Origin of the sequence: Streptococcus mitis, assembly GCF_946190285.1 — a bacterium.
Taxonomy (GTDB): domain Bacteria; phylum Bacillota; class Bacilli; order Lactobacillales; family Streptococcaceae; genus Streptococcus; species Streptococcus mitis_CP.
In genome coordinates, this window is record NZ_CAMHZX010000003.1 from 81,760 (window position 1) to 101,220 (window position 19,461).

16 protein-coding genes and 1 pseudogene are annotated in these 19,461 nt (G+C 42.0%); 15 read left to right on the forward strand and 2 right to left on the reverse strand.

Going from position 1 to position 19,461, the window contains the following annotated elements:
• Positions 1 to 59 precede the first annotated feature (59 nt).
• From secA to recG, 6 genes are all read left to right on the forward strand, one after another.
• Positions 60 to 2,573: a preprotein translocase subunit SecA gene (gene secA, locus N8L39_RS05680; RefSeq protein WP_261010360.1), complete on the forward strand. Its 2,514-nt coding sequence runs from the start codon at positions 60 to 62 to the stop codon at positions 2,571 to 2,573.
• 80 nt (positions 2,574 to 2,653) lie between these two features.
• Positions 2,654 to 3,685, forward strand: a complete 1,032-nt coding sequence (locus tag N8L39_RS05685; RefSeq protein ID WP_261010359.1) for a 3-deoxy-7-phosphoheptulonate synthase — start codon at positions 2,654 to 2,656, stop codon at positions 3,683 to 3,685.
• Position 3,686: 1 nt separating this feature from the next.
• The gene (locus N8L39_RS05690) at positions 3,687 to 4,718 is read left to right on the forward strand and encodes a 3-deoxy-7-phosphoheptulonate synthase (RefSeq protein ID WP_261010358.1); all 1,032 of its coding nucleotides are present in this window, start codon (positions 3,687 to 3,689) and stop codon (positions 4,716 to 4,718) included.
• A gap of 44 nt (positions 4,719 to 4,762) precedes the next feature.
• Positions 4,763 to 5,125: a holo-ACP synthase gene (gene acpS, locus N8L39_RS05695; protein ID WP_261010416.1), complete on the forward strand. Its 363-nt coding sequence runs from the start codon at positions 4,763 to 4,765 to the stop codon at positions 5,123 to 5,125.
• Positions 5,115 to 6,218, forward strand: coding sequence for an alanine racemase (alr, locus tag N8L39_RS05700; protein WP_261010357.1), 1,104 nt, complete (start codon positions 5,115 to 5,117; stop codon positions 6,216 to 6,218). Before acpS ends, alr begins: the two co-directional genes overlap by 11 nt.
• On the forward strand, positions 6,209 to 8,251 hold the full coding sequence (gene recG / locus N8L39_RS05705; RefSeq protein WP_261010415.1) for an ATP-dependent DNA helicase RecG: 2,043 nt from the start codon (positions 6,209 to 6,211) through the stop codon (positions 8,249 to 8,251). Before alr ends, recG begins: the two co-directional genes overlap by 10 nt.
• A 759-nt stretch (positions 8,252 to 9,010) precedes the next feature.
• Here the strand turns inward: recG and N8L39_RS05710 are convergent.
• The gene (locus tag N8L39_RS05710) at positions 9,011 to 9,898 is read right to left on the reverse strand and encodes an Rpn family recombination-promoting nuclease/putative transposase (protein WP_261010356.1); all 888 of its coding nucleotides are present in this window, start codon (positions 9,896 to 9,898) and stop codon (positions 9,011 to 9,013) included.
• Between the two features lie 141 nt (positions 9,899 to 10,039).
• Positions 10,040 to 10,591, reverse strand: a pseudogene (locus tag N8L39_RS05715) (GNAT family N-acetyltransferase).
• Positions 10,592 to 10,831: 240 nt separating this feature from the next.
• Here N8L39_RS05715 and N8L39_RS05720 point away from each other — a divergent pair.
• From N8L39_RS05720 to N8L39_RS05760, 9 genes are all read left to right on the forward strand, one after another.
• Positions 10,832 to 11,812, forward strand: coding sequence for an acetylxylan esterase (locus tag N8L39_RS05720; RefSeq protein ID WP_261010355.1), 981 nt, complete (start codon positions 10,832 to 10,834; stop codon positions 11,810 to 11,812).
• Positions 11,813 to 12,011: 199 nt separating this feature from the next.
• Positions 12,012 to 12,710 (forward strand): N-acetylmannosamine-6-phosphate 2-epimerase, encoded by a 699-nt coding sequence (locus N8L39_RS05725; RefSeq protein WP_001135679.1) that lies wholly within the window; start codon positions 12,012 to 12,014, stop codon positions 12,708 to 12,710.
• A gap of 112 nt (positions 12,711 to 12,822) precedes the next feature.
• Complete coding sequence (locus N8L39_RS05730; protein ID WP_261010354.1) at positions 12,823 to 14,151, forward strand: ABC transporter substrate-binding protein; 1,329 nt, start codon at positions 12,823 to 12,825, stop codon at positions 14,149 to 14,151.
• A 221-nt stretch (positions 14,152 to 14,372) separates the two neighbouring features.
• Entirely contained in the window at positions 14,373 to 15,239 is an 867-nt protein-coding gene (locus N8L39_RS05735) for a carbohydrate ABC transporter permease (protein ID WP_261010414.1), read from the forward strand.
• A 15-nt stretch (positions 15,240 to 15,254) separates the two neighbouring features.
• A complete protein-coding gene (locus N8L39_RS05740; protein WP_001192120.1) occupies positions 15,255 to 16,094 on the forward strand; it encodes a carbohydrate ABC transporter permease in 840 nt (279 codons plus the stop codon).
• A 172-nt stretch (positions 16,095 to 16,266) separates the two neighbouring features.
• Positions 16,267 to 16,719, forward strand: a complete 453-nt coding sequence (locus tag N8L39_RS05745; protein WP_261010353.1) for a NanQ anomerase/TabA/YiaL family protein — start codon at positions 16,267 to 16,269, stop codon at positions 16,717 to 16,719.
• A 19-nt stretch (positions 16,720 to 16,738) separates the two neighbouring features.
• A complete protein-coding gene (locus tag N8L39_RS05750; protein ID WP_261010352.1) occupies positions 16,739 to 17,383 on the forward strand; it encodes a YesL family protein in 645 nt (214 codons plus the stop codon).
• A 171-nt stretch (positions 17,384 to 17,554) separates the two neighbouring features.
• The gene (locus N8L39_RS05755) at positions 17,555 to 18,472 is read left to right on the forward strand and encodes a dihydrodipicolinate synthase family protein (RefSeq protein WP_261010351.1); all 918 of its coding nucleotides are present in this window, start codon (positions 17,555 to 17,557) and stop codon (positions 18,470 to 18,472) included.
• A 17-nt stretch (positions 18,473 to 18,489) separates the two neighbouring features.
• On the forward strand, positions 18,490 to 19,374 hold the full coding sequence (locus N8L39_RS05760; RefSeq protein ID WP_261010350.1) for an ROK family protein: 885 nt from the start codon (positions 18,490 to 18,492) through the stop codon (positions 19,372 to 19,374).
• The last annotated feature ends 87 nt before the right edge of the window (positions 19,375 to 19,461 follow it).

The window sequence follows — 19,461 nt, forward strand, 5'->3', positions numbered from 1 at the left end:
AATTGTGCTAAAATTAAAAGAACATTCTAAAATATTCGGAATTTAAAGTAAGGAAAAACATGGCTAATATTTTAAAAACAATTATCGAAAATGATAAAGGAGAAATCCGTCGTCTGGAAAAGATGGCTGACAAGGTTTTCAAATACGAAGACCAAATGGCTGCTTTGACTGACGACCAACTAAAAGCAAAAACAGTTGAATTTAAAGAACGTTATAAAAATGGAGAATCACTTGATTCACTGCTTTATGAAGCATTTGCGGTTGTCCGTGAGGGTGCTAAACGTGTCCTAGGCCTCTTCCCATATAAGGTTCAGGTTATGGGGGGAATCGTTCTTCACCATGGTGACGTGCCAGAGATGCGTACAGGGGAAGGGAAAACCTTGACTGCGACTATGCCGGTATACCTCAATGCCCTTTCAGGCAAAGGGGTTCACGTAGTTACGGTCAATGAATACCTGTCAGAACGTGACGCGACTGAGATGGGTGAATTGTACTCATGGCTTGGCTTGTCAGTAGGAATTAACTTGGCTGCCAAATCTCCAATGGAGAAAAAAGAAGCATATGAGTGTGATATTACTTACTCAACCAACTCAGAAATCGGATTTGACTACCTTCGTGATAACATGGTCGTTCGTGCTGAAAATATGGTACAACGTCCGCTCAACTATGCCTTGGTCGATGAGGTTGACTCTATCTTGATTGACGAAGCCCGTACACCATTGATCGTATCAGGTGCTAACGCGGTTGAAACCAGTCAGTTATACCACATGGCAGACCACTATGTGAAATCTTTGGACAAAGACGACTACATCATCGATGTGCAGTCTAAGACTATTGGTTTGTCTGATTCAGGGATTGACAAGGCTGAAAGCTACTTCAAACTTGAAAATCTCTATGACATCGAAAACGTGGCTTTGACTCACTTTATCGATAACGCTCTTCGTGCTAACTACATCATGCTCCTCGATATTGACTATGTGGTCAGCGAAGAGCAAGAAATCTTGATTGTCGACCAATTTACAGGTCGTACTATGGAAGGTCGTCGTTATTCTGATGGCTTGCACCAAGCCATTGAAGCTAAAGAAGGTGTGCCAATCCAGGATGAAACCAAGACATCTGCCTCAATCACTTACCAAAACCTCTTCCGTATGTACAAGAAATTGTCTGGTATGACGGGTACAGGTAAGACTGAGGAAGAAGAATTCCGTGAAATTTACAACATTCGTGTTATTCCAATCCCAACAAACCGTCCTGTTCAACGTATTGACCACTCAGACCTTCTTTATGCAAGTATCGAGGCTAAGTTTAAGGCGGTTGTTGAAGATGTTAAGGCTCGTTACCAAAAAGGTCAGCCTGTCTTGGTTGGTACAGTAGCGGTTGAAACTAGTGATTACATTTCTAAGAAATTGGTCGCTGCTGGTGTTCCTCACGAAGTCTTGAATGCCAAAAACCACTATAAAGAAGCTCAAATCATCATGAATGCTGGTCAACGTGGTGCCGTTACTATCGCGACCAACATGGCCGGCCGTGGTACTGACATCAAGCTTGGTGAAGGAGTTCGAGAATTGGGTGGACTTTGTGTGATTGGTACAGAACGCCATGAAAGCCGTCGTATCGATAACCAGCTTCGTGGACGTTCAGGTCGTCAAGGAGACCCGGGTGAGTCACAATTCTACCTATCTCTTGAAGATGATTTGATGAAACGTTTTGGTTCTGAACGCTTGAAGGGAATCTTTGAACGCTTGAACATGTCTGAAGAGGCGATTGAATCTCGTATGTTGACACGTCAGGTTGAAGCAGCACAAAAACGTGTCGAAGGAAATAACTACGATACCCGTAAACAAGTCCTTCAATACGATGATGTCATGCGTGAACAACGTGAGATTATCTACGCTCAACGTTATGACGTCATCACTGCAGACCGTGACTTGGCACCTGAAATTCAGGCAATGATCAAACGCACGATTGGTCGTGTCGTTGATGGTCATGCGCGTGCAAAACAAGATGAAAAACTAGAGGCAATTTTGAACTTTGCTAAGTACAACTTGCTTCCAGAAGATTCTATTGCTATGGAAGACTTGTCAGGCTTGTCTGATAAGGCAATTAAGGAAGAGCTCTTCAAACGTGCCTTGCAAGTTTACGATAGTCAGGTTTCAAAACTACGCGATGAAGAAGCAGTCAAAGAATTCCAAAAAGTGTTGATTCTAAGAGTTGTAGATAACAAGTGGACAGATCATATCGATGCCCTTGATCAATTGCGTAACGCGGTTGGACTTCGTGGCTATGCTCAGAACAACCCTGTTGTTGAGTATCAGGCAGAAGGTTTCCGTATGTTTAATGACATGATTGGTTCGATTGAGTTTGATGTGACACGTTTGATGATGAAAGCACAAATTCATGAACAAGAAAGACCACAAGCAGAACACCATATCAGTACAACAGCGACTCGCAATATCGCTGCCCACCAAGCAAATATGCCTGAAGATTTGGATTTGAGCCAGATTGGACGGAATGAGCTTTGCCCATGTGGTTCTGGTAAGAAGTTTAAAAACTGTCACGGTAAAAGACAATAAAATGAGATAGTTTAGAGGCGGATACCTTGTGAAAAGTAAATTTTTACTTGGTATCCGTTTGATTTATAAGGAGATGAGTTATGGTATTTACAGCAAAAAGTCCTAAAATTAATATTGAAGAAGTTCGTGCCTTATCAAAACTAGAAGGTCAAGCTTTGGAGAGAAAATCACAGCGCGATCAAGAGCTAGAAGCCATTATACGTGGAGAAGACCAACGGATTCTCTTGGTAATCGGACCATGCTCATCTGACAATGAAGAAGCTGTCCTTGAGTACGCTAAGCGTTTGGCAACTTTGCAAGAAGAAGTAGCAGACCGTATCTTTATGGTTATGCGTGTTTATACTGCCAAACCTCGTACCAACGGAGATGGATACAAGGGCTTGATTCACCAGCCTAATGCGACAGAAGCGCCAAGCCTCATCAACGGAATCAAAGCTGTTCGCCATCTTCACTATCGTGTTATCACGGAAACTGGCATGACAACGGCTGATGAAATGCTTTATCCTGAAAATCTTCCGCTTGTAGATGATTTGATTTCTTACATGGCAGTTGGTGCCCGTTCAGTTGAAGACCAGCAACACCGCTTTGTTGCAAGTGGGGCAGATTTCGCGACTGGGTTTAAAAATCCAACCTCAGGAAATCTCAATGTTATGTTTAATGGGATTTATGCTGCTCAAAACAAACAAAGTTTCCTTTTCCTAGGGAAAGAAGTGGAAACAACTGGGAACCCGCTTTCGCACGCCATACTTCGTGGAGCGACCAATGAGTATGGTAAGAATATTCCTAACTACTACTATGATAATTTGATGGATACCATTGCCCAGTATGAGAAGATGGGCTTGGAAAATCCCTTTATAATCGTCGATACCAATCATGACAACTCTGGTAAGCAATACATGGACCAGATTCGAATTGTCCGCCAGACCTTGATTAACCGTGATTGGAATGAAAAAATCAAGCAGTATGTTCGTGGCTTCATGATTGAGTCTTATCTAGAAGACGGCCGTCAAAACGAACCAGAAGTATTTGGCAAGTCTATCACAGACCCTTGTCTTGGCTGGGAAAATACAGAAGCCCTTGTCAGAGAAATCTACCAAACGCTAGGAGAATAAGATGGCATTTATTGAAAAAGGTCAAGAAATTGATATTGAAGCAATCAAGGCAGAAACCCAATTGTCTGCGGAAGCCTTACGACTAAAGGAGCGCCGTGATAGAGAATTGGCAGACATCATTTCAGGAGAAGATGACCGTATCCTTTTGGTGATTGGTCCTTGCTCTTCTGATAATGAAGAGGCTGTCTTGGAATATGCTCGCCGTTTATCAGCCTTGCAAAAGAAGGTGGCGGACAAAATTTTCATGGTTATGCGTGTTTATACTGCTAAACCTCGTACCAACGGAGACGGCTATAAAGGTTTGGTTCACCAACCAGATACCTCTAAGGCTCCAAGTTTAATTAACGGCTTGCAGGCTGTTCGCCAGTTGCATTACCGCGTGATTACAGAGACTGGTTTGACAACGGCAGATGAGATGCTTTATCCGTCAAATCTGGTCTTGGTAGATGATTTGGTCAGCTACCATGCTGTTGGGGCTCGTTCTGTGGAAGACCAAGAACACCGCTTTGTGGCTTCAGGCATTGATGCACCAGTGGGGATGAAAAATCCAACCTCAGGAAATCTTGGGGTCATGTTTAACGGTATCTATGCCGCTCAGAACAAACAAACCTTCCTCTTTCATGGTCAAGAAGTTGAAACTTCAGGAAATCCCTTGGCCCACGTCATCCTTCGTGGTGCAATCAATGAATATGGGAAAAATGAGCCTAACTTTTACTATGAAACCCTGCTAAATGCTATTGAGCGCTATGAAGCCATGGGACTTGAAAATCCCTTTATCCTCATTGACACCAACCATGATAATTCTGGCAAGCAATATATGGAGCAGATTCGAATTGTTCGTCAGACCTTGCAGAATCGTGATTGGAACGAGAAAATCAAAAAGACGGTTCGAGGCTTTATGATTGAATCTTACCTAGCAGATGGTCGTCAAAACCAACCAGAGGTCTTTGGTTGCTCTATTACCGACCCTTGTCTAGGTTGGGAAAATACAGAGGCTTTGGTAGAAGAGATCTATGCTACCTTGACAAAATAAGTGAAAAGGATGGAGTTGGGGAATCTCAACTCCTTTTGATGAGAATGATAGTTGGACACGGAATTGATATCGAAGAATTGGCTTCGATAGAAAGCGCAGTTACACGACATGAAGGATTTGCCAAGCGCGTGCTGACAGCTAAGGAAATGGAGCGCTTCACCAGTCTCAAAGGGCGCAGACAAATGGAATATTTAGCTGGTCGCTGGTCGGCTAAGGAGGCCTTTTCCAAAGCTATGGGAACGGGCATTGGCAAGCTCGGTTTTCAGGATTTGGAAGTCTTGAATAATGAACGCGGGGCGCCTTATTTTAGTCAGGCACCATTTTCAGGAAAGATTTGGCTGTCTATCAGCCATACAGATCAGTTTGTGACAGCCAGTGTCATTTTGGAGGAAAATCATGAAAGCTAGTCCACATAGACCAACCAAGGCTCTGATTCATCTGGGAGCTATTCGACAAAATATTCAGCAAATGGGTGCTCATATCCCTAAAGGAACGCTCAAGTGGGCTGTGGTCAAGGCCAATGCCTATGGGCATGGGGCTGTTGCTGTTGCGACGGCTATTCAAGATGATGTTGATGGCTTTTGCGTTTCCAATATTGATGAGGCCATTGAACTCAGACAGGCTGGACTGAGCAAGCGAATCCTCATTTTAGGAGTTTCTGAAATCGAAGCTGTTTCTCTTGCTAAAGAATATGATATCATTTTGACAGTGGCTGGGCTGGAGTGGATTCAAGCGCTCTTAGATCAGGAAGAAGACCTATCAGGTTTGACAGTCCACCTCAAGATTGATTCAGGAATGGGACGGATTGGTTTTCGAGAGGCTAGTGAGGCTGAGCAGGCTCAAGCCTTGCTACAACAACATGGTGCTCGTGTTGAAGGGATTTTTACCCACTTTGCTACTGCAGATGAGGAATCAGATCACTACTTTAATGCCCAGTTAGAACGGTTTAAAACTATTTTGGAAAGTATGAAAGGTCTTCCAGAGCTGGTTCATGCTAGTAATTCTGCAACGACTCTTTGGCATGCAGAGACTATTTTCAATGCGGTTCGTATGGGAGATGCCATGTATGGTCTCAATCCAAGTGGAGAGGTTTTAAATCTCCCTTATGACTTGAAACCAGCCTTGACTCTGGAGTCTGCTTTAGTTCATGTCAAGACAGTTTCAGCTGGAGCTTGCATGGGCTATGGAGCAACTTATCAAGCGGATAGCGAGCAAGTCATAGCGACCGTGCCAATCGGCTATGCGGATGGTTGGACACGTGACATGCAGAATTTCTCCGTCTTGGTAGATGGGCAAGTTTGCCCAATCGTCGGCAGGGTTTCGATGGACCAAATCACCATTCGTCTGCCTAAGCTTTATCCCTTAGGAACCAAAGTCACCCTCATTGGTTCCAACGGGGGCAAGGAGATCACAGCTACTCAGGTAGCGACCTACCGTGGGACTATTAACTATGAGGTGGTTTGTCTTCTCAGCGACCGCATTCCGAGAGAATATTATTAAAAAGAAAGGAGTGGAGCATGAATCTACATCAACCCTTGCATGTCTTACCTGGTGTGGGACCAAAGTCAGCAGAAAAATACGCCAAACTAGGAATTGAAAACTTGCAAGACCTCTTGCTCTACTTTCCTTTCCGTTACGAAGATTTTAAGACCAAGCAAGTCCTAGAACTGGAAGACGGTGAAAAGGCAGTCCTGTCTGGTCAAGTCGTGACTCCTGCCAGTGTCCAGTACTATGGTTTCAAGCGCAATCGTCTGCGCTTTAGCCTCAAGCAGGGAGAAGTCGTTTTTGCAGTGAACTTCTTTAACCAACCCTACCTAGCTGATAAGATAGAGTTGGGAGCAACTCTTGCTGTATTTGGAAAATGGGATCGTGCCAAGGCTAGTCTGACTGGGATGAAGGTCCTAGCTCAGGTGGAAGATGACCTCCAACCTGTCTATCGTCTGGCTCAGGGAATCAGTCAGGCCAGTCTGGTCAAGGTCATCAAAACGGCCTTTGATCAGGGCCTGGACCTCTTGATAGAGGAAAATCTTCCCCAGTCTTTGCTGGACAAATACAAACTTATGTCCCGTTGTCAGGCAGTCCGTGCCATGCATTTCCCCAAGGATTTGGCAGAATACAAGCAGGCCCTTCGCCGTATCAAGTTTGAGGAACTCTTTTATTTCCAAATGCAATTGCAGACGCTCAAGTCTGAAAACAGAGTTCAGGGAAGTGGTCTGGTTCTGGATTGGTCTCAGGAAAAGGTGACAGCTGTCAAAGAAAATCTACCTTTTGCCTTGACTCCAGCTCAGGAAAAGAGTTTGCAGGAAATTTTAACCGATATGAAGTCGAGCCACCACATGAATCGTCTCCTGCAAGGGGATGTGGGGAGCGGAAAAACAGTAGTTGCTGGCTTGGCTATGTTTGCGGCAGTGACGGCTGGCTACCAGTCCGCCCTCATGGTGCCAACAGAGATTCTAGCAGAGCAGCATTTTGAGAGTTTACAGAACCTCTTTCCAGACTTGAAACTGGCTCTCTTGACAGGTTCCTTGAAAGCTGCAGGAAAGAGAGAAGTCTTGGAGACAATTGCCAAGGGTGAGGCTGATTTGATTATTGGAACCCACGCTCTGATTCAGGATGGGGTGGATTATGCTCGTCTGGGCTTGATTATCATCGATGAGCAGCACCGTTTTGGTGTAGGGCAAAGGCGTGTTCTGAGAGAAAAAGGGGACAATCCAGATGTACTCATGATGACAGCGACTCCCATACCACGAACCTTAGCCATCACAGCCTTTGGCGATATGGATGTTTCCATTATCGACCAGATGCCAGCAGGCCGAAAACCCATTGTGACACGCTGGATTAAGCATGAGCAACTACCTCAGGTCTTGACTTGGTTAGAGGGGGAAATTCAAAAAGGTTCTCAAGCCTATGTCATCTCTCCCTTGATTGAAGAATCAGAAGCTCTGGATTTGAAAAATGCCATTGCCTTATCAGAGGAGCTGACAGCTCATTTTGCAGGCAAGGCAAAGGTGGCTCTTCTACATGGTAAGATGAAGAGTGACGAAAAAGACCAGATTATGCAGGAGTTCAAAGAGAGAAAAACGAATATTCTGGTTTCGACGACAGTTATCGAGGTCGGGGTTAATGTTCCCAATGCGACTGTTATGATTATCATGGATGCCGATCGCTTCGGGCTTAGCCAACTTCACCAGCTCAGAGGTCGTGTCGGTCGGGGAGACAAGCAGTCCTATGCTGTTCTCGTTGCTAATCCCAAGACGGATTCTGGGAAAGACCGCATGCGCATCATGACAGAAACCACCAATGGATTTGTCCTTGCGGAAGAAGATTTGAAAATGCGTGGTTCAGGTGAGATTTTTGGAACCAGACAGTCAGGTCTCCCAGAGTTCCAAGTGGCTGATATTATCGAAGATTTTCCGATTTTAGAAGAAGCCAGAAAGGTTGCTAGCTACATTAGTTCTATCGAAGGTTGGCAAGAGGATCCAGAGTGGCGCATGATTGCCCTTCATCTGGAAAAGAAAGAACATTTAGATTAATACTCTTCGAAAATCAAATTCAAACCACGTTAACGTTGCCTTGGATTATATATGTAACTGACTTCGTCAGTCTTATCTACAACCTCAAAGCAGTGCTTTGAGCAACCTGCGACTAGCTTTCTAGTTTGCTCTTTGATTTTCATTGAGTATAAGCTTTCTCTAAGGAAATCTTAAGCTAGCTTTCAGGTTTGCCCCTTATACTAGAGTCATCAAAAAGAAACGAGGACTCTCACATGACAGTAACGATTAAAGTAAATTACCAAACTACTTTCCAAAAGAAAGAAGCAAAAAAATAAGATTGAAGAGAAGGAAGAAAGAGCGAAATGCTCTTTTTTCGTTTCTAAAAGCACAATTTATTGAATCTAAAATAGCACACTGCGGATTCTAAAAAATTTCTAGAAATTATAGTAGATTGAATCCGAAATAGTCCACCGAGTTTTCTAAAACATTGCTAGAAATTAGCTTGAATTCCGCAATCAATTTGTTCAGTTTTTATTTCATTTAACTATAATTTGACTTTCCTAATTTCTTGGTTCATATCTTATTTCAATACACTATATCTTACTATTTCAGAGCCACATCTAGCATAACTAAAAAAACAGATTCTTCCATCTATTACGGAAAAATCTGTCATTGATTTAATGATTTACAAAAACTCCAACCACGGCTTGCGAACCTCGTCTTTGCTGGTTTCTCTATATTTTTTAATTACAAAAATGCCATCTTGACAAAATGATTTCTTGACCATTAGTGCTGGTCTTACAACAAGGCCTCAAACTCAGCGACGGTCATTCCTAATTGTTCACTTGCAACCTCAGCTGTCAGAAGGCCTTGACGTACTAGATTTAATAGCATAGACAAACTCCCTTCAACTTTTCCACGCTCTAACCCTCTTTCTTCAGCTTGTTCCAAGGCATAGTCCTGTGCTAACAAGGCTTGTTCTTCTCGCATACGTAGTTGACTAAACATTTTTCTGTCCTCCTCGGACCAGCTCTTGTAGTCTAGCAGTTGGTCTGCCTGGCTGATGGCTCGCTCGGGTTCCTGAGTAAAGGGTTTATTCCCAAAAAACTCCAACCACGGTTTGCGAACGCTATCCTTGCTGGTTTCTCTGTATTTTTTTAGTTCTAAGAATGCCATCTTGACTAGATGGTTTTCCTGACCGTTGTTTGTAATTGTCAAAACCTCACCTGTCGTATCCTCTCGCATACTAAAACTGTGAAAGGCTAAATCATCCTGAAAGTAGTTGCTGTCAACAATTGCAATGGCGTAAACAGGTGCGATGTGTTTGTAGCTATGGTGGGTATCACCTTCACGTTGGCGAATTTTTTCGAGATTCTGATTGACCTGACTGCAAAGGTAGGCCCATAGGCGATTGATGAAAAAATTCTGATGATGAACTTGAATTTCAATAATAACCTGTGTGCCATTATCCAACTCCGCCAAAACGTCTATACTTGTATAGAAATCTTGGGCTAAATAAGGCAGGGAAGGTAGTACATGAATATTGCTCCCCTCCAAAATCGTTACATTTTTTGCAGGCAAGTCCAGCATATCACGAATAAATTGACAAGTGATTTCTGGATTGCTAAAGATTTTCTTAGCAACCAAATCATTGGTCGGGCTGATGCCCGGATGACGTACAGTCATATTTCTTCTCCTTTCATTATACCATAGTTTTAAATCTAGGTTTACTAGATTATCTGGCTCCATCTATTTATTCGGAAAAGAAAGGATAAATGAAATAGTATTTAAAAAATAAGAACAGTGGGTAAGCAATAAATGTTAAGCTTATCTGTATTCCACGCTTATCTGATAATAAATGAGATCCGCAACATGACCTTTTCTCTCCACCCCATTTGCAACAGTCTTTAGATAGGACATCCCTGCCTTCTCCATCACACGGCCTGAAGCTGGATTAAGACTGGCGTAACTAGCTTTGACCTTTTGAAAAACTGCTTGAATAAAACAAAAGCCCAAGACAGCTTTCAAGGCCTCTGTCATCATACCATTTCCCCAGTAAGCCTTGCCTAGCACATAGCCAATTTCACAACTGGAATCATCCTCATTCCTCTCAACGATGCTGATATCTCTTATCACTTGCTCTGGGTTTTCTTTGAGGTAAATGACTCATTTGTAATAGTTGGGATTGGCATAGGAAGCAACCCAATTACGAATTGAGTTTCGAGTGACCTCAACATCAGGATGGGGATTCCAAGTAACATAGGTAAGATTCTCAGCAGACGAAGCCCAATTTTGAAACATGGCTTCCGCATCACTCTCCACAAATCTTCTCAAGATTAAACGGTTTGTCTGTAATATTTGCGTACCTATTGCTTTTATGATGTTATCTCGCTTTCTGGTGTGTGATTCTCTATTCAATCTCCATTGAAACTATAGTATATCGAGATAAGCTGTAGACAAATCAACTGGGGCATTCACATTAATTTCTAAAACTACTTTCAGCCCATCATCCTAAAAGTAAAGAATCTAAAATCTCTTTCTATTTGTCCTTCTTTCTTGCATTGATTTTCTAGATATGCTAGAGTGGTGATAGCGATTACAAAATAAAAGGAGTATGTTATGAAAAATCCAGCTTTGTTAGAAGAAATCAAGACTTATAGAGGACGGGATGAGGTTCCAGAAGACTTTGATGCTTTCTGGGATGGGGAAGTAAAAAAAATTTCTACTCTTCCAGCCTACCAGTTGGAGGAAAGAGATTTCCATATTTCTCAAGTCAAGTGCTGTGAGCTCACTTTTGAAGGAAGCAAGGAAGGCAAGGTCTATGCACGCGTCGTTCTTCCAAAAAGTGAGGATAAAGTTCCAATAATCTTCCATTTCCATGGTTATATGGGACGTGGCTGGGACTGGGCTGACATGCTGGCCTTCACCGTTGCTGGTTATGGTGTTGTTTCCATGGATGTGCGGGGGCAGTCGGGTTACTCACAAGATGGTTTGCGTTCTCCTCTAGGAAATACAGTTAAAGGTCATATCATCCGTGGTGCTGTAGAAGGTCGGGAGCACCTTTTTTATAAGGATGTTTATCTGGACATTTACCAGTTGATCGAAATTGTTGCTAGTCTGTCTGAGGTAGATGAGAAGCGTCTTTGTAGCTATGGTGCCTCACAAGGAGGGGCTCTAGCCTTGGTTGCGGCGGCGCTCAATCCTCGAATTGAGAAAACTGTTGCCATCTATCCTTTCTTGTCAGACTTCAGACGAGTGCTTGAGATTGGCAATACCAGTGAGGCTTACGACGAACTTTTCCGTTATTTCAAGTTTCACGATCCTTTCCATGAAACCGAGGAGGAAATTATTGCGACCCTTGCCTATATCGATGTGAAAAATCTTGCACATCGTATCAAGGGTGAGGTCAAGATGATTACGGGCTTGGACGACGATGTTTGCTACCCTATTACCCAGTTTGCGATTTACAACCGTCTGACCTGCGATAAGGCCTATCGCATCATGCCCGAGTATGCTCACGAAGCCATGAATGTCTTTGTCAATGACCAAGTCTACAACTGGCTCTGTGGTAGTGAGATTCCTTTTAAGTATGTAAAATAATGAATGAGAGAGCAGAGTAGCTCTCTTTTTCAGTCTTAAAAATATGATTTAAAATAGATCCCGCTCTGAAACTACTTTCAGAAACAGCTGTTCTATAAAATACTTTTGAAACTGAAATCTATTCTACTACAAAGTATTGAAAGCGCTTCATAAATAATATATAATAAACTCATAAGAACAAAGAAAAGGAGGAAAGAGGATGCCACAGATTACTAAAGAAGCCTTGATTGCACAAATCAAAGATGGAATCATCGTTTCTTGTCAGGCCCTTCCTCACGAACCGCTTTATACAGAAGCGGGAGGAGTCATTCCCTTGCTGGTCAAAGCGGCTGAGCAAGGTGGAGCAGTCGGTATCCGAGCAAACAGTGTTCGTGATATCAAGGAAATCAAGGAGGTCACAAACCTTCCAATCATTGGGATAATTAAACGAGATTATCCACCGCAAGAACCCTTCATCACGGCTACGATGAAAGAAGTTGATGAATTGGCAGAACTCGACATCGAGGTGATTGCTCTGGATTGTACCAAGCGTGAACGCTACGATGGTTTGGAGATTCAAGAGTTCATTCGTCAGGTTAAGGAGAAATATCCTAACCAGCTCTTGATGGCTGATACAAGTACTTTTGAAGAAGGACTAGCAGCTGTTGAAGCAGGAATTGACTTTGTCGGAACAACCTTATCAGGCTACACATCTTACAGTCCAAAAGTGGATGGTCCCGATTTTGAATTAATTAAAAAACTCTGTGATGCCGGTGTAGATGTCATTGCAGAAGGGAAAATTCATACACCAGAACAAGCCAAACAAATCCTAGGATATGGAGTTCGAGGTATCGTTGTTGGTGGCGCTATTACTAGACCAAAAGAGATTACAGAACGCTTCGTTGCTGGTCTTAAATAACACAATCTTAAAACAGAGGAGAGTGGTGGATGCGTAGGATGAAATGAAAACGTATACAAACACAAGAACTCATTATCCAATATGGATACGCTTATCAATTAGGAGAATACAAATGAAATTTAGAAAACTAGCTTGTACAGTACTTGCGGGTGCTGCGATTCTTGGCCTTGCTGCATGTGGAAATTCTGGTGGAAGTAAAGATGCTGGAAAATCTGGTGGTGATAGCGGAAAAACAGAAATCACTTGGTGGGCATTCCCAGTCTTCACTCAAGAAAAAACTGGTGACGGTGTTGGAACATATGAAAAATCAATCATCGAAGCGTTTGAAAAAGCAAATCCAGATGTAAAAGTGAAATTGGAAACCATCGACTTCAAGTCAGGGCCTGAAAAAATCACAACAGCTATCGAAGCTGGAACTGCACCAGACGTACTCTTTGACGCACCAGGACGTATCATCCAATATGGTAAAAATGGTAAATTGGCTGAGTTGAATGATATTTTCACAGATGAATTTGTCAAAGATGTTAACAACGAAAATATCGTACAAGCAAGTAAAGCTGGAGACAAAGCTTACATGTATCCAATCAGTTCAGCTCCATTCTATATGGCTATGAACAAGAAAATGTTGGAAGAAGCTGGAGTTGCAAACCTTGTAAAAGAAGGTTGGACAACTGATGACTTTGAAAAAGTTTTGAAAGCGCTTAAAGACAAAGGATATACACCAGGTTCATTGTTCAGTTCTGGTCAAGGGGGAGACCAAGGAACACGTGCCTTCATCTCTAACCTTTATGGAGGTTCTGTAACAGATAAAGATGTGACCAAATATACAACTGATGATCCTAAATTCGTCAAAGGTCTTGAAAAAGCAGCTGGCTGGATCAAAGACGGTTTGTTGAATAACGGTTCACAATTTGACGGTGGAGCAGATATCCAAAACTTTGCCAACGGTCAAACATCTTACACAATCCTTTGGGCACCAGCTCAAAACGGTATCCAAGCTAAACTCTTGGAAGCAAGTAAAGTAGAAGTGGTAGAAGTACCATTCCCATCAGATTCAGGTAAACCAGCTCTTGAATACCTTGTAAACGGATTTGCAGTATTCAACAATAAAGACGACAAGAAAGTTGCAGCATCTAAGAAATTCATCCAATTCATCGCGGATGATAAAGAATGGGGTCCAAAAGACGTTGTTCGTACAGGTGCCTTCCCAGTTCGTACTTCATTTGGCAAACTTTATGATGACAAACGTATGGAAACAATCAGTGGTTGGACTAAATACTACTCACCATACTACAACACTATCAATGGTTTTGCTGAAATGAGAACACTTTGGTTCCCAATGTTGCAATCTGTATCAAATGGTGACGAAAAACCAGCGGACGCTTTGAAAGCCTTCACTGAAAAAGCTAACGAAACAATTAAAAAAGCTACAAAACAATAAGCACTAAATCAGATTGATCCCTCCCTTTTCCCTGTGCATAGTCTATGTAAGAAAAGGGAGGATTTTGTTTGAAATGTAAGGAACTGTCACGAAATTAAAATGAAGTTCTTACATAAGCGAATCTTAAAAAATTTCATTTTGATTTTAAAACAGTTCAAGAAAGTCAAAAAATTATTCTATTTGAAAGAGAGGTGCCGACTGTGAAAGTCAATAAAATTCGTATGCGGGAAACAGTGATTTCCTACGCTTTCCTAGCACCAGTGTTGTTCTTCTTTGTCATCTTTGTATTGGCTCCTATGGTGATGGGATTCATTACAAGTTTCTTTAATTACTCTATGACAAACTTTGAGTTTGTAGGCTTAAACAACTATATCCGTATGTTTAAAGACCCTGTCTTTATGAAGTCTTTGATTAACACGGTTATCCTGGTTATTGGATCTGTACCAGTTGTTGTTCTATTCTCGCTCTTTGTAGCATCGCAAACCTATCATCAAAATGCCATTGCCAGATCCTTCTACCGTTTCGTCTTCTTCCTTCCTGTTGTAACAGGTAGCGTTGCCGTAACAGTTGTTTGGAAATGGATCTATGACCCACTATCAGGGATTCTAAACTTTGTCCTTAAGTCAAGCCACATCATCAGCCAAAACATTTCTTGGTTGGGGGATAAAAACTGGGCGTTGATGGCGATTATGATTATCCTTTTGACTACATCTGTTGGTCAGCCGATTATCCTTTATATCGCTGCTATGGGGAATATTGACAATTCATTGGTGGAAGCTGCCCGTGTTGATGGTGCGACTGAATTGCAAGTGTTCTGGAAGATTAAATGGCCTAGCCTTCTTCCAACAACTCTTTACATCGCAATTATTACAACAATTAACTCATTCCAGTGTTTCGCCTTGATTCAGTTGTTGACATCTGGTGGTCCAAACTATTCAACAAGTACACTGATGTACTATCTTTACGAAAAAGCCTTCCAATTGACAGAATACGGCTATGCCAACACAATCGGTGTCTTCTTGGCAGTCATGATCGCTATCGTAAGCTTTGTTCAATTTAAAGTACTTGGAAACGACGTAGAATACTAAAGAAAGGAGACAGCTATGCAATCTACACAAAAGAAACCTTTAACAGCTTTCACTGTTATTTCAACTATTATCTTGCTCTTGTTGACCGTGCTGTTCATCTTTCCGTTCTACTGGATTTTGACAGGTGCCTTCAAGTCACAACCTGATACAATCGTTATTCCACCACAATGGTTCCCTAAAATGCCAACCATGGAAAACTTCCAACAACTTATGGTGCAAAACCCTGCCTTGCAGTGGATGTGGAACTCTGTATTTATTTCATTGGTAACCATGTTCTTAGTCTGTGCGACCTCTTCTCTAGCAGGTTATGTATTGGCTAAAAAACGTTTCTATGGTCAGCGTATTCTCTTTGCCATCTTTATCGCTGCCATGGCACTTCCAAAACAAGTTGTCCTTGTACCATTAGTACGTATCGTCAACTTCATGGGAATCCATGATACACTTTGGGCAGTTATCTTGCCTTTGATTGGATGGCCATTCGGGGTCTTCCTCATGAAACAATTTAGTGAAAATATCCCAACAGAGTTGCTTGAATCAGCTAAAATCGACGGTTGTGGTGAGATTCGTACTTTCTGGAGCGTAGCCTTCCCGATTGTGAAACCAGGATTTGCAGCCCTTGCAATCTTTACCTTCATCAATACATGGAACGACTACTTCATGCAGTTGGTTATGTTGACTTCACGTCAAAACTTGACTATCTCACTTGGGGTTGCAACTATGCAGGCCGAAATGGCAACCAACTATGGTTTGATCATGGCAGGGGCTGCTCTTGCAGCAGTGCCAATCGTAACAGTCTTCCTAGTCTTCCAAAAATCCTTCACTCAGGGTATTACTATGGGAGCGGTCAAAGGTTAAGAAAAGTAAACTGGTGTATCAAGATGACGGAAGTGGTCTTGGCATACTATGGAAATATAGAGTTATAAGTGTCTACAAAATGGAGGGTATGCAGTTACTTTATGAAGTTTTGTTAGACACTTATCAACTTAGTTTATGATTTTAGTTAACTATCAGAAACGAAGGAAAGAGTATGATTTTTGACGACTTGAAAAACATTACCTTTTACAAGGGGATTCATCCCAATTTAGACAAGGCTATCGACTATCTCTACCAACATCGTAAGGATTCTTTCGAACTAGGTAAGTATGAAATTGACGAGGACAAGGTCTTTCTAGTTGTTCAGGAAAATGTCCTTAATCAAGCTGAAAATGATCAATTTGAGCATCATAAGAACTATGCAGATTTGCATTTGCTGGTAGCAGGACATGAATATTCGAGCTATGGTTCACGTATCAAAGATGAAGCAGTAGCATTCGACGAAGCGAGTGACATTGGCTTTGTTCATTGTCATGAAAACTACCCACTTTTGTTGGGTTATCACAATTTTGCAATTTTCTTCCCAGGAGAACCACACCAGCCAAATGGCTATGCAGGTATGGAAGAGAAGGTTCGCAAATATCTCTTTAAAATTTTGATTGATTAAAAAATCAGGAGGAGCAAACATGGCACAAAAAGGAGTAAGCCTTATCAAGGCAGCATTTGATACAGACAACTTTCTCATGCGTTTTAGTGAAAAGGTCTTGGATATCGTCACAGCCAATCTTCTTTTTGTCGTTTCTTGTTTGCCCATCGTGACGATTGGAGTGGCTAAAATCAGCCTCTACGAGACCATGTTTGAGATTAAGAAGAGCAGACGTGTGCCTGTCTTTAAAATCTATTTAAGAGCTTTCAAGCAAAATCTGAAACTAGGTCTTCAGTTAGGTCTGCTTGAATTGGGCATTGTCTCATTAAGCCTTCTAGATCTCTATCTCTTCTGGAATCAGACAGCTATGCCTTTCCAAATGGTGAAGGTTATCTGTCTAGGTGTTCTTATCTTCCTCACTATCGTGATGTTGGCTAGCTATCCCATCGCTGCACGCTATGATTTAACTTGGAAAGAAGTGCTGCAAAAAGGACTTATCTTGGCAAGTTTTAACTTTCCATGGTTCTTCCTCATGTTAGCCATTCTTGTCCTCATTGTGATGGTTCTTTATCTGTCCGCTTTCAGTCTACTTTTAGGTGGCTCAGCCTTCCTACTTTTTGGGTTTGGACTATTGGTCTTTATCCAGACTGGATTGATGGAGAAAATTTTCGCAAAATATCAATAGTTTAGCTTGTTTCTGAAACTACTTTCAAGCCTTAAACGTTTCAAAATATATATCGAAACTAAAATCTAAGTGTACACAAGATATTGAAAGCGGTTTTTACAAGGTGTATACTAAACACGTAAAGAATAAATCCTGCTTCTAGCAGAAAAAAGAAATCTTAGGAGAAAATCTATGTCAGATTTAAAAAAATACGAAGGTGTTATTCCAGCCTTCTACGCATGTTATGATGATCAAGGAGAAGTAAGCCCAGAACGTACACGTGCCTTGGTTCAATACTTCATTGATAAAGGTGTTCAAGGTCTTTATGTCAATGGTTCTTCTGGTGAATGTATCTACCAAAGTGTTGAAGACCGCAAGTTGATTTTGGAAGAAGTCATGGCAGTTGCCAAAGGTAAATTAACTATTATTGCTCACGTTGCTTGCAACAATACCAAGGATAGTATGGAACTTGCTCGCCACGCAGAAAGTTTGGGTGTAGATGCCATTGCAACGATTCCACCAATTTACTTCCGCTTGCCAGAATACTCAGTTGCTAAATACTGGAACGATATCAGTTCTGCAGCTCTAAACACAGACTACGTTATCTACAACATTCCTCAATTGGCAGGAGTTGCTTTGACTCCAAGTCTATACACAGAAATGTTGAAAAATCCTCGTGTTATCGGTGTTAAGAACTCTTCTATGCCAGTTCAAGATATCCAAACCTTTGTGAGTCTTGGTGGAGAAGACCATATCGTCTTTAACGGTCCAGATGAACAGTTCCTAGGAGGTCGCCTCATGGGTGCTAAGGCTGGTATCGGTGGTACTTATGGTGCGATGCCAGAACTCTTCTTGAAACTCAACCAATTGATTGCGGATAAAGACTTGGAAACAGCGCGTGAATTGCAGTATGCTATCAACGCAATCATAGGTAAATTGACTTCTGCACATGGAAATATGTACGGTGTGATCAAAGAAGTCTTGAAAATCAATGAAGGATTGAACATTGGTTCTGTTCGTTCACCATTGACACCAGTAACCGAAGAAGATCGCCCAGTTGTAGAAGCAGCTGCAGCCTTGATTCGTGAAACCAAGGAGCGCTTCCTCTAATCTATAAGGAGGTATTTATGACACACTACGTTGCAATTGATATCGGTGGAACCAACATCAAATATGGTTTGATCGACCAAGAAGGCCAACTTGTTGAATCGCATGAAATGCCAACAGAGGCGCATAAGGGTGGACCTCATATCTTACAAAAGACCAAAGATATCGTTGCCAGCTATCTAGAAAAAGGCCCAGTAGCAGGTGTTGCTATTTCTTCTGCAGGAATGGTGGATCCAGATAAGGGTGAGATTTTCTACGCTGGTCCTCAGATTCCCAACTATGCTGGAACTCAATTCAAGAAGGAAATTGAGACTAGCTTTGCGATTCCTTGTGAGATTGAAAATGATGTCAACTGTGCAGGTCTGGCTGAGGCAGTATCTGGTTCAGGCAAGGGAGCGAGTGTCACTCTTTGCTTGACTATTGGAACAGGTATAGGGGGTTGCTTGATTATGGATGGGAAAGTTTTCCATGGATTTAGCAATTCAGCCTGTGAAGTTGGTTATATGCATATGCAGGATGGAGCTTTCCAAGACTTAGCCTCTACGACAGCCTTGGTGGAGTATGTAGCAGCAGCTCATGGCGATCCAGTTGAACAGTGGAATGGCCGACGCATCTTTAAGGAAGCTACAGAAGGAAACAAAATCTGTATGGCTGGTATTGACCGCATGGTAGAATATCTAGGAAAAGGTCTGGCAAATATTTGCTACGTTGCTAATCCAGAAGTGGTCATTCTCGGTGGCGGTATCATGGGACAAGAGGCTATCCTCAAACCCAAGATCCGCACAGCTTTGAAAGATGCTTTGGTACCAAGTCTAGCAGAAAAAACACGATTAGAATTTGCCCATCACCAAAATACAGCAGGTATGTTGGGCGCCTACTATCATTTCAAGACAAAACAATCCTAGTTTGGCTGAGCCAAACTAGGATTTTCTAATCAAATCCTCTTGACTTTCTTTATAATTGTGAGATAATAAATAAAATATATAAAGGAA

What these genes read in the sequence shown, in the direction of transcription:
- secA (WP_261010360.1), top strand. Translation starts at nt 60, where the DNA reads ATGGCTAATATTTTAAAAACAATTATCGAAAATGATAAAGGAGAAATC.
- N8L39_RS05685 (WP_261010359.1), top strand. Translation starts at nt 2,654, where the DNA reads ATGGTATTTACAGCAAAAAGTCCTAAAATTAATATTGAAGAAGTTCGT.
- N8L39_RS05690 (WP_261010358.1), top strand. Translation starts at nt 3,687, where the DNA reads ATGGCATTTATTGAAAAAGGTCAAGAAATTGATATTGAAGCAATCAAG.
- acpS (WP_261010416.1), top strand. Translation starts at nt 4,763, where the DNA reads ATGATAGTTGGACACGGAATTGATATCGAAGAATTGGCTTCGATAGAA.
- alr (WP_261010357.1), top strand. Translation starts at nt 5,115, where the DNA reads ATGAAAGCTAGTCCACATAGACCAACCAAGGCTCTGATTCATCTGGGA.
- N8L39_RS05710 (WP_261010356.1), bottom strand. Translation starts at nt 9,898, where the DNA reads ATGACTGTACGTCATCCGGGCATCAGCCCGACCAATGATTTGGTTGCT.
- N8L39_RS05720 (WP_261010355.1), top strand. Translation starts at nt 10,832, where the DNA reads ATGAAAAATCCAGCTTTGTTAGAAGAAATCAAGACTTATAGAGGACGG.
- N8L39_RS05725 (WP_001135679.1), top strand. Translation starts at nt 12,012, where the DNA reads ATGCCACAGATTACTAAAGAAGCCTTGATTGCACAAATCAAAGATGGA.
- N8L39_RS05730 (WP_261010354.1), top strand. Translation starts at nt 12,823, where the DNA reads ATGAAATTTAGAAAACTAGCTTGTACAGTACTTGCGGGTGCTGCGATT.
- N8L39_RS05735 (WP_261010414.1), top strand. Translation starts at nt 14,373, where the DNA reads ATGCGGGAAACAGTGATTTCCTACGCTTTCCTAGCACCAGTGTTGTTC.
- N8L39_RS05740 (WP_001192120.1), top strand. Translation starts at nt 15,255, where the DNA reads ATGCAATCTACACAAAAGAAACCTTTAACAGCTTTCACTGTTATTTCA.
- N8L39_RS05745 (WP_261010353.1), top strand. Translation starts at nt 16,267, where the DNA reads ATGATTTTTGACGACTTGAAAAACATTACCTTTTACAAGGGGATTCAT.
- N8L39_RS05750 (WP_261010352.1), top strand. Translation starts at nt 16,739, where the DNA reads ATGGCACAAAAAGGAGTAAGCCTTATCAAGGCAGCATTTGATACAGAC.
- N8L39_RS05755 (WP_261010351.1), top strand. Translation starts at nt 17,555, where the DNA reads ATGTCAGATTTAAAAAAATACGAAGGTGTTATTCCAGCCTTCTACGCA.
- N8L39_RS05760 (WP_261010350.1), top strand. Translation starts at nt 18,490, where the DNA reads ATGACACACTACGTTGCAATTGATATCGGTGGAACCAACATCAAATAT.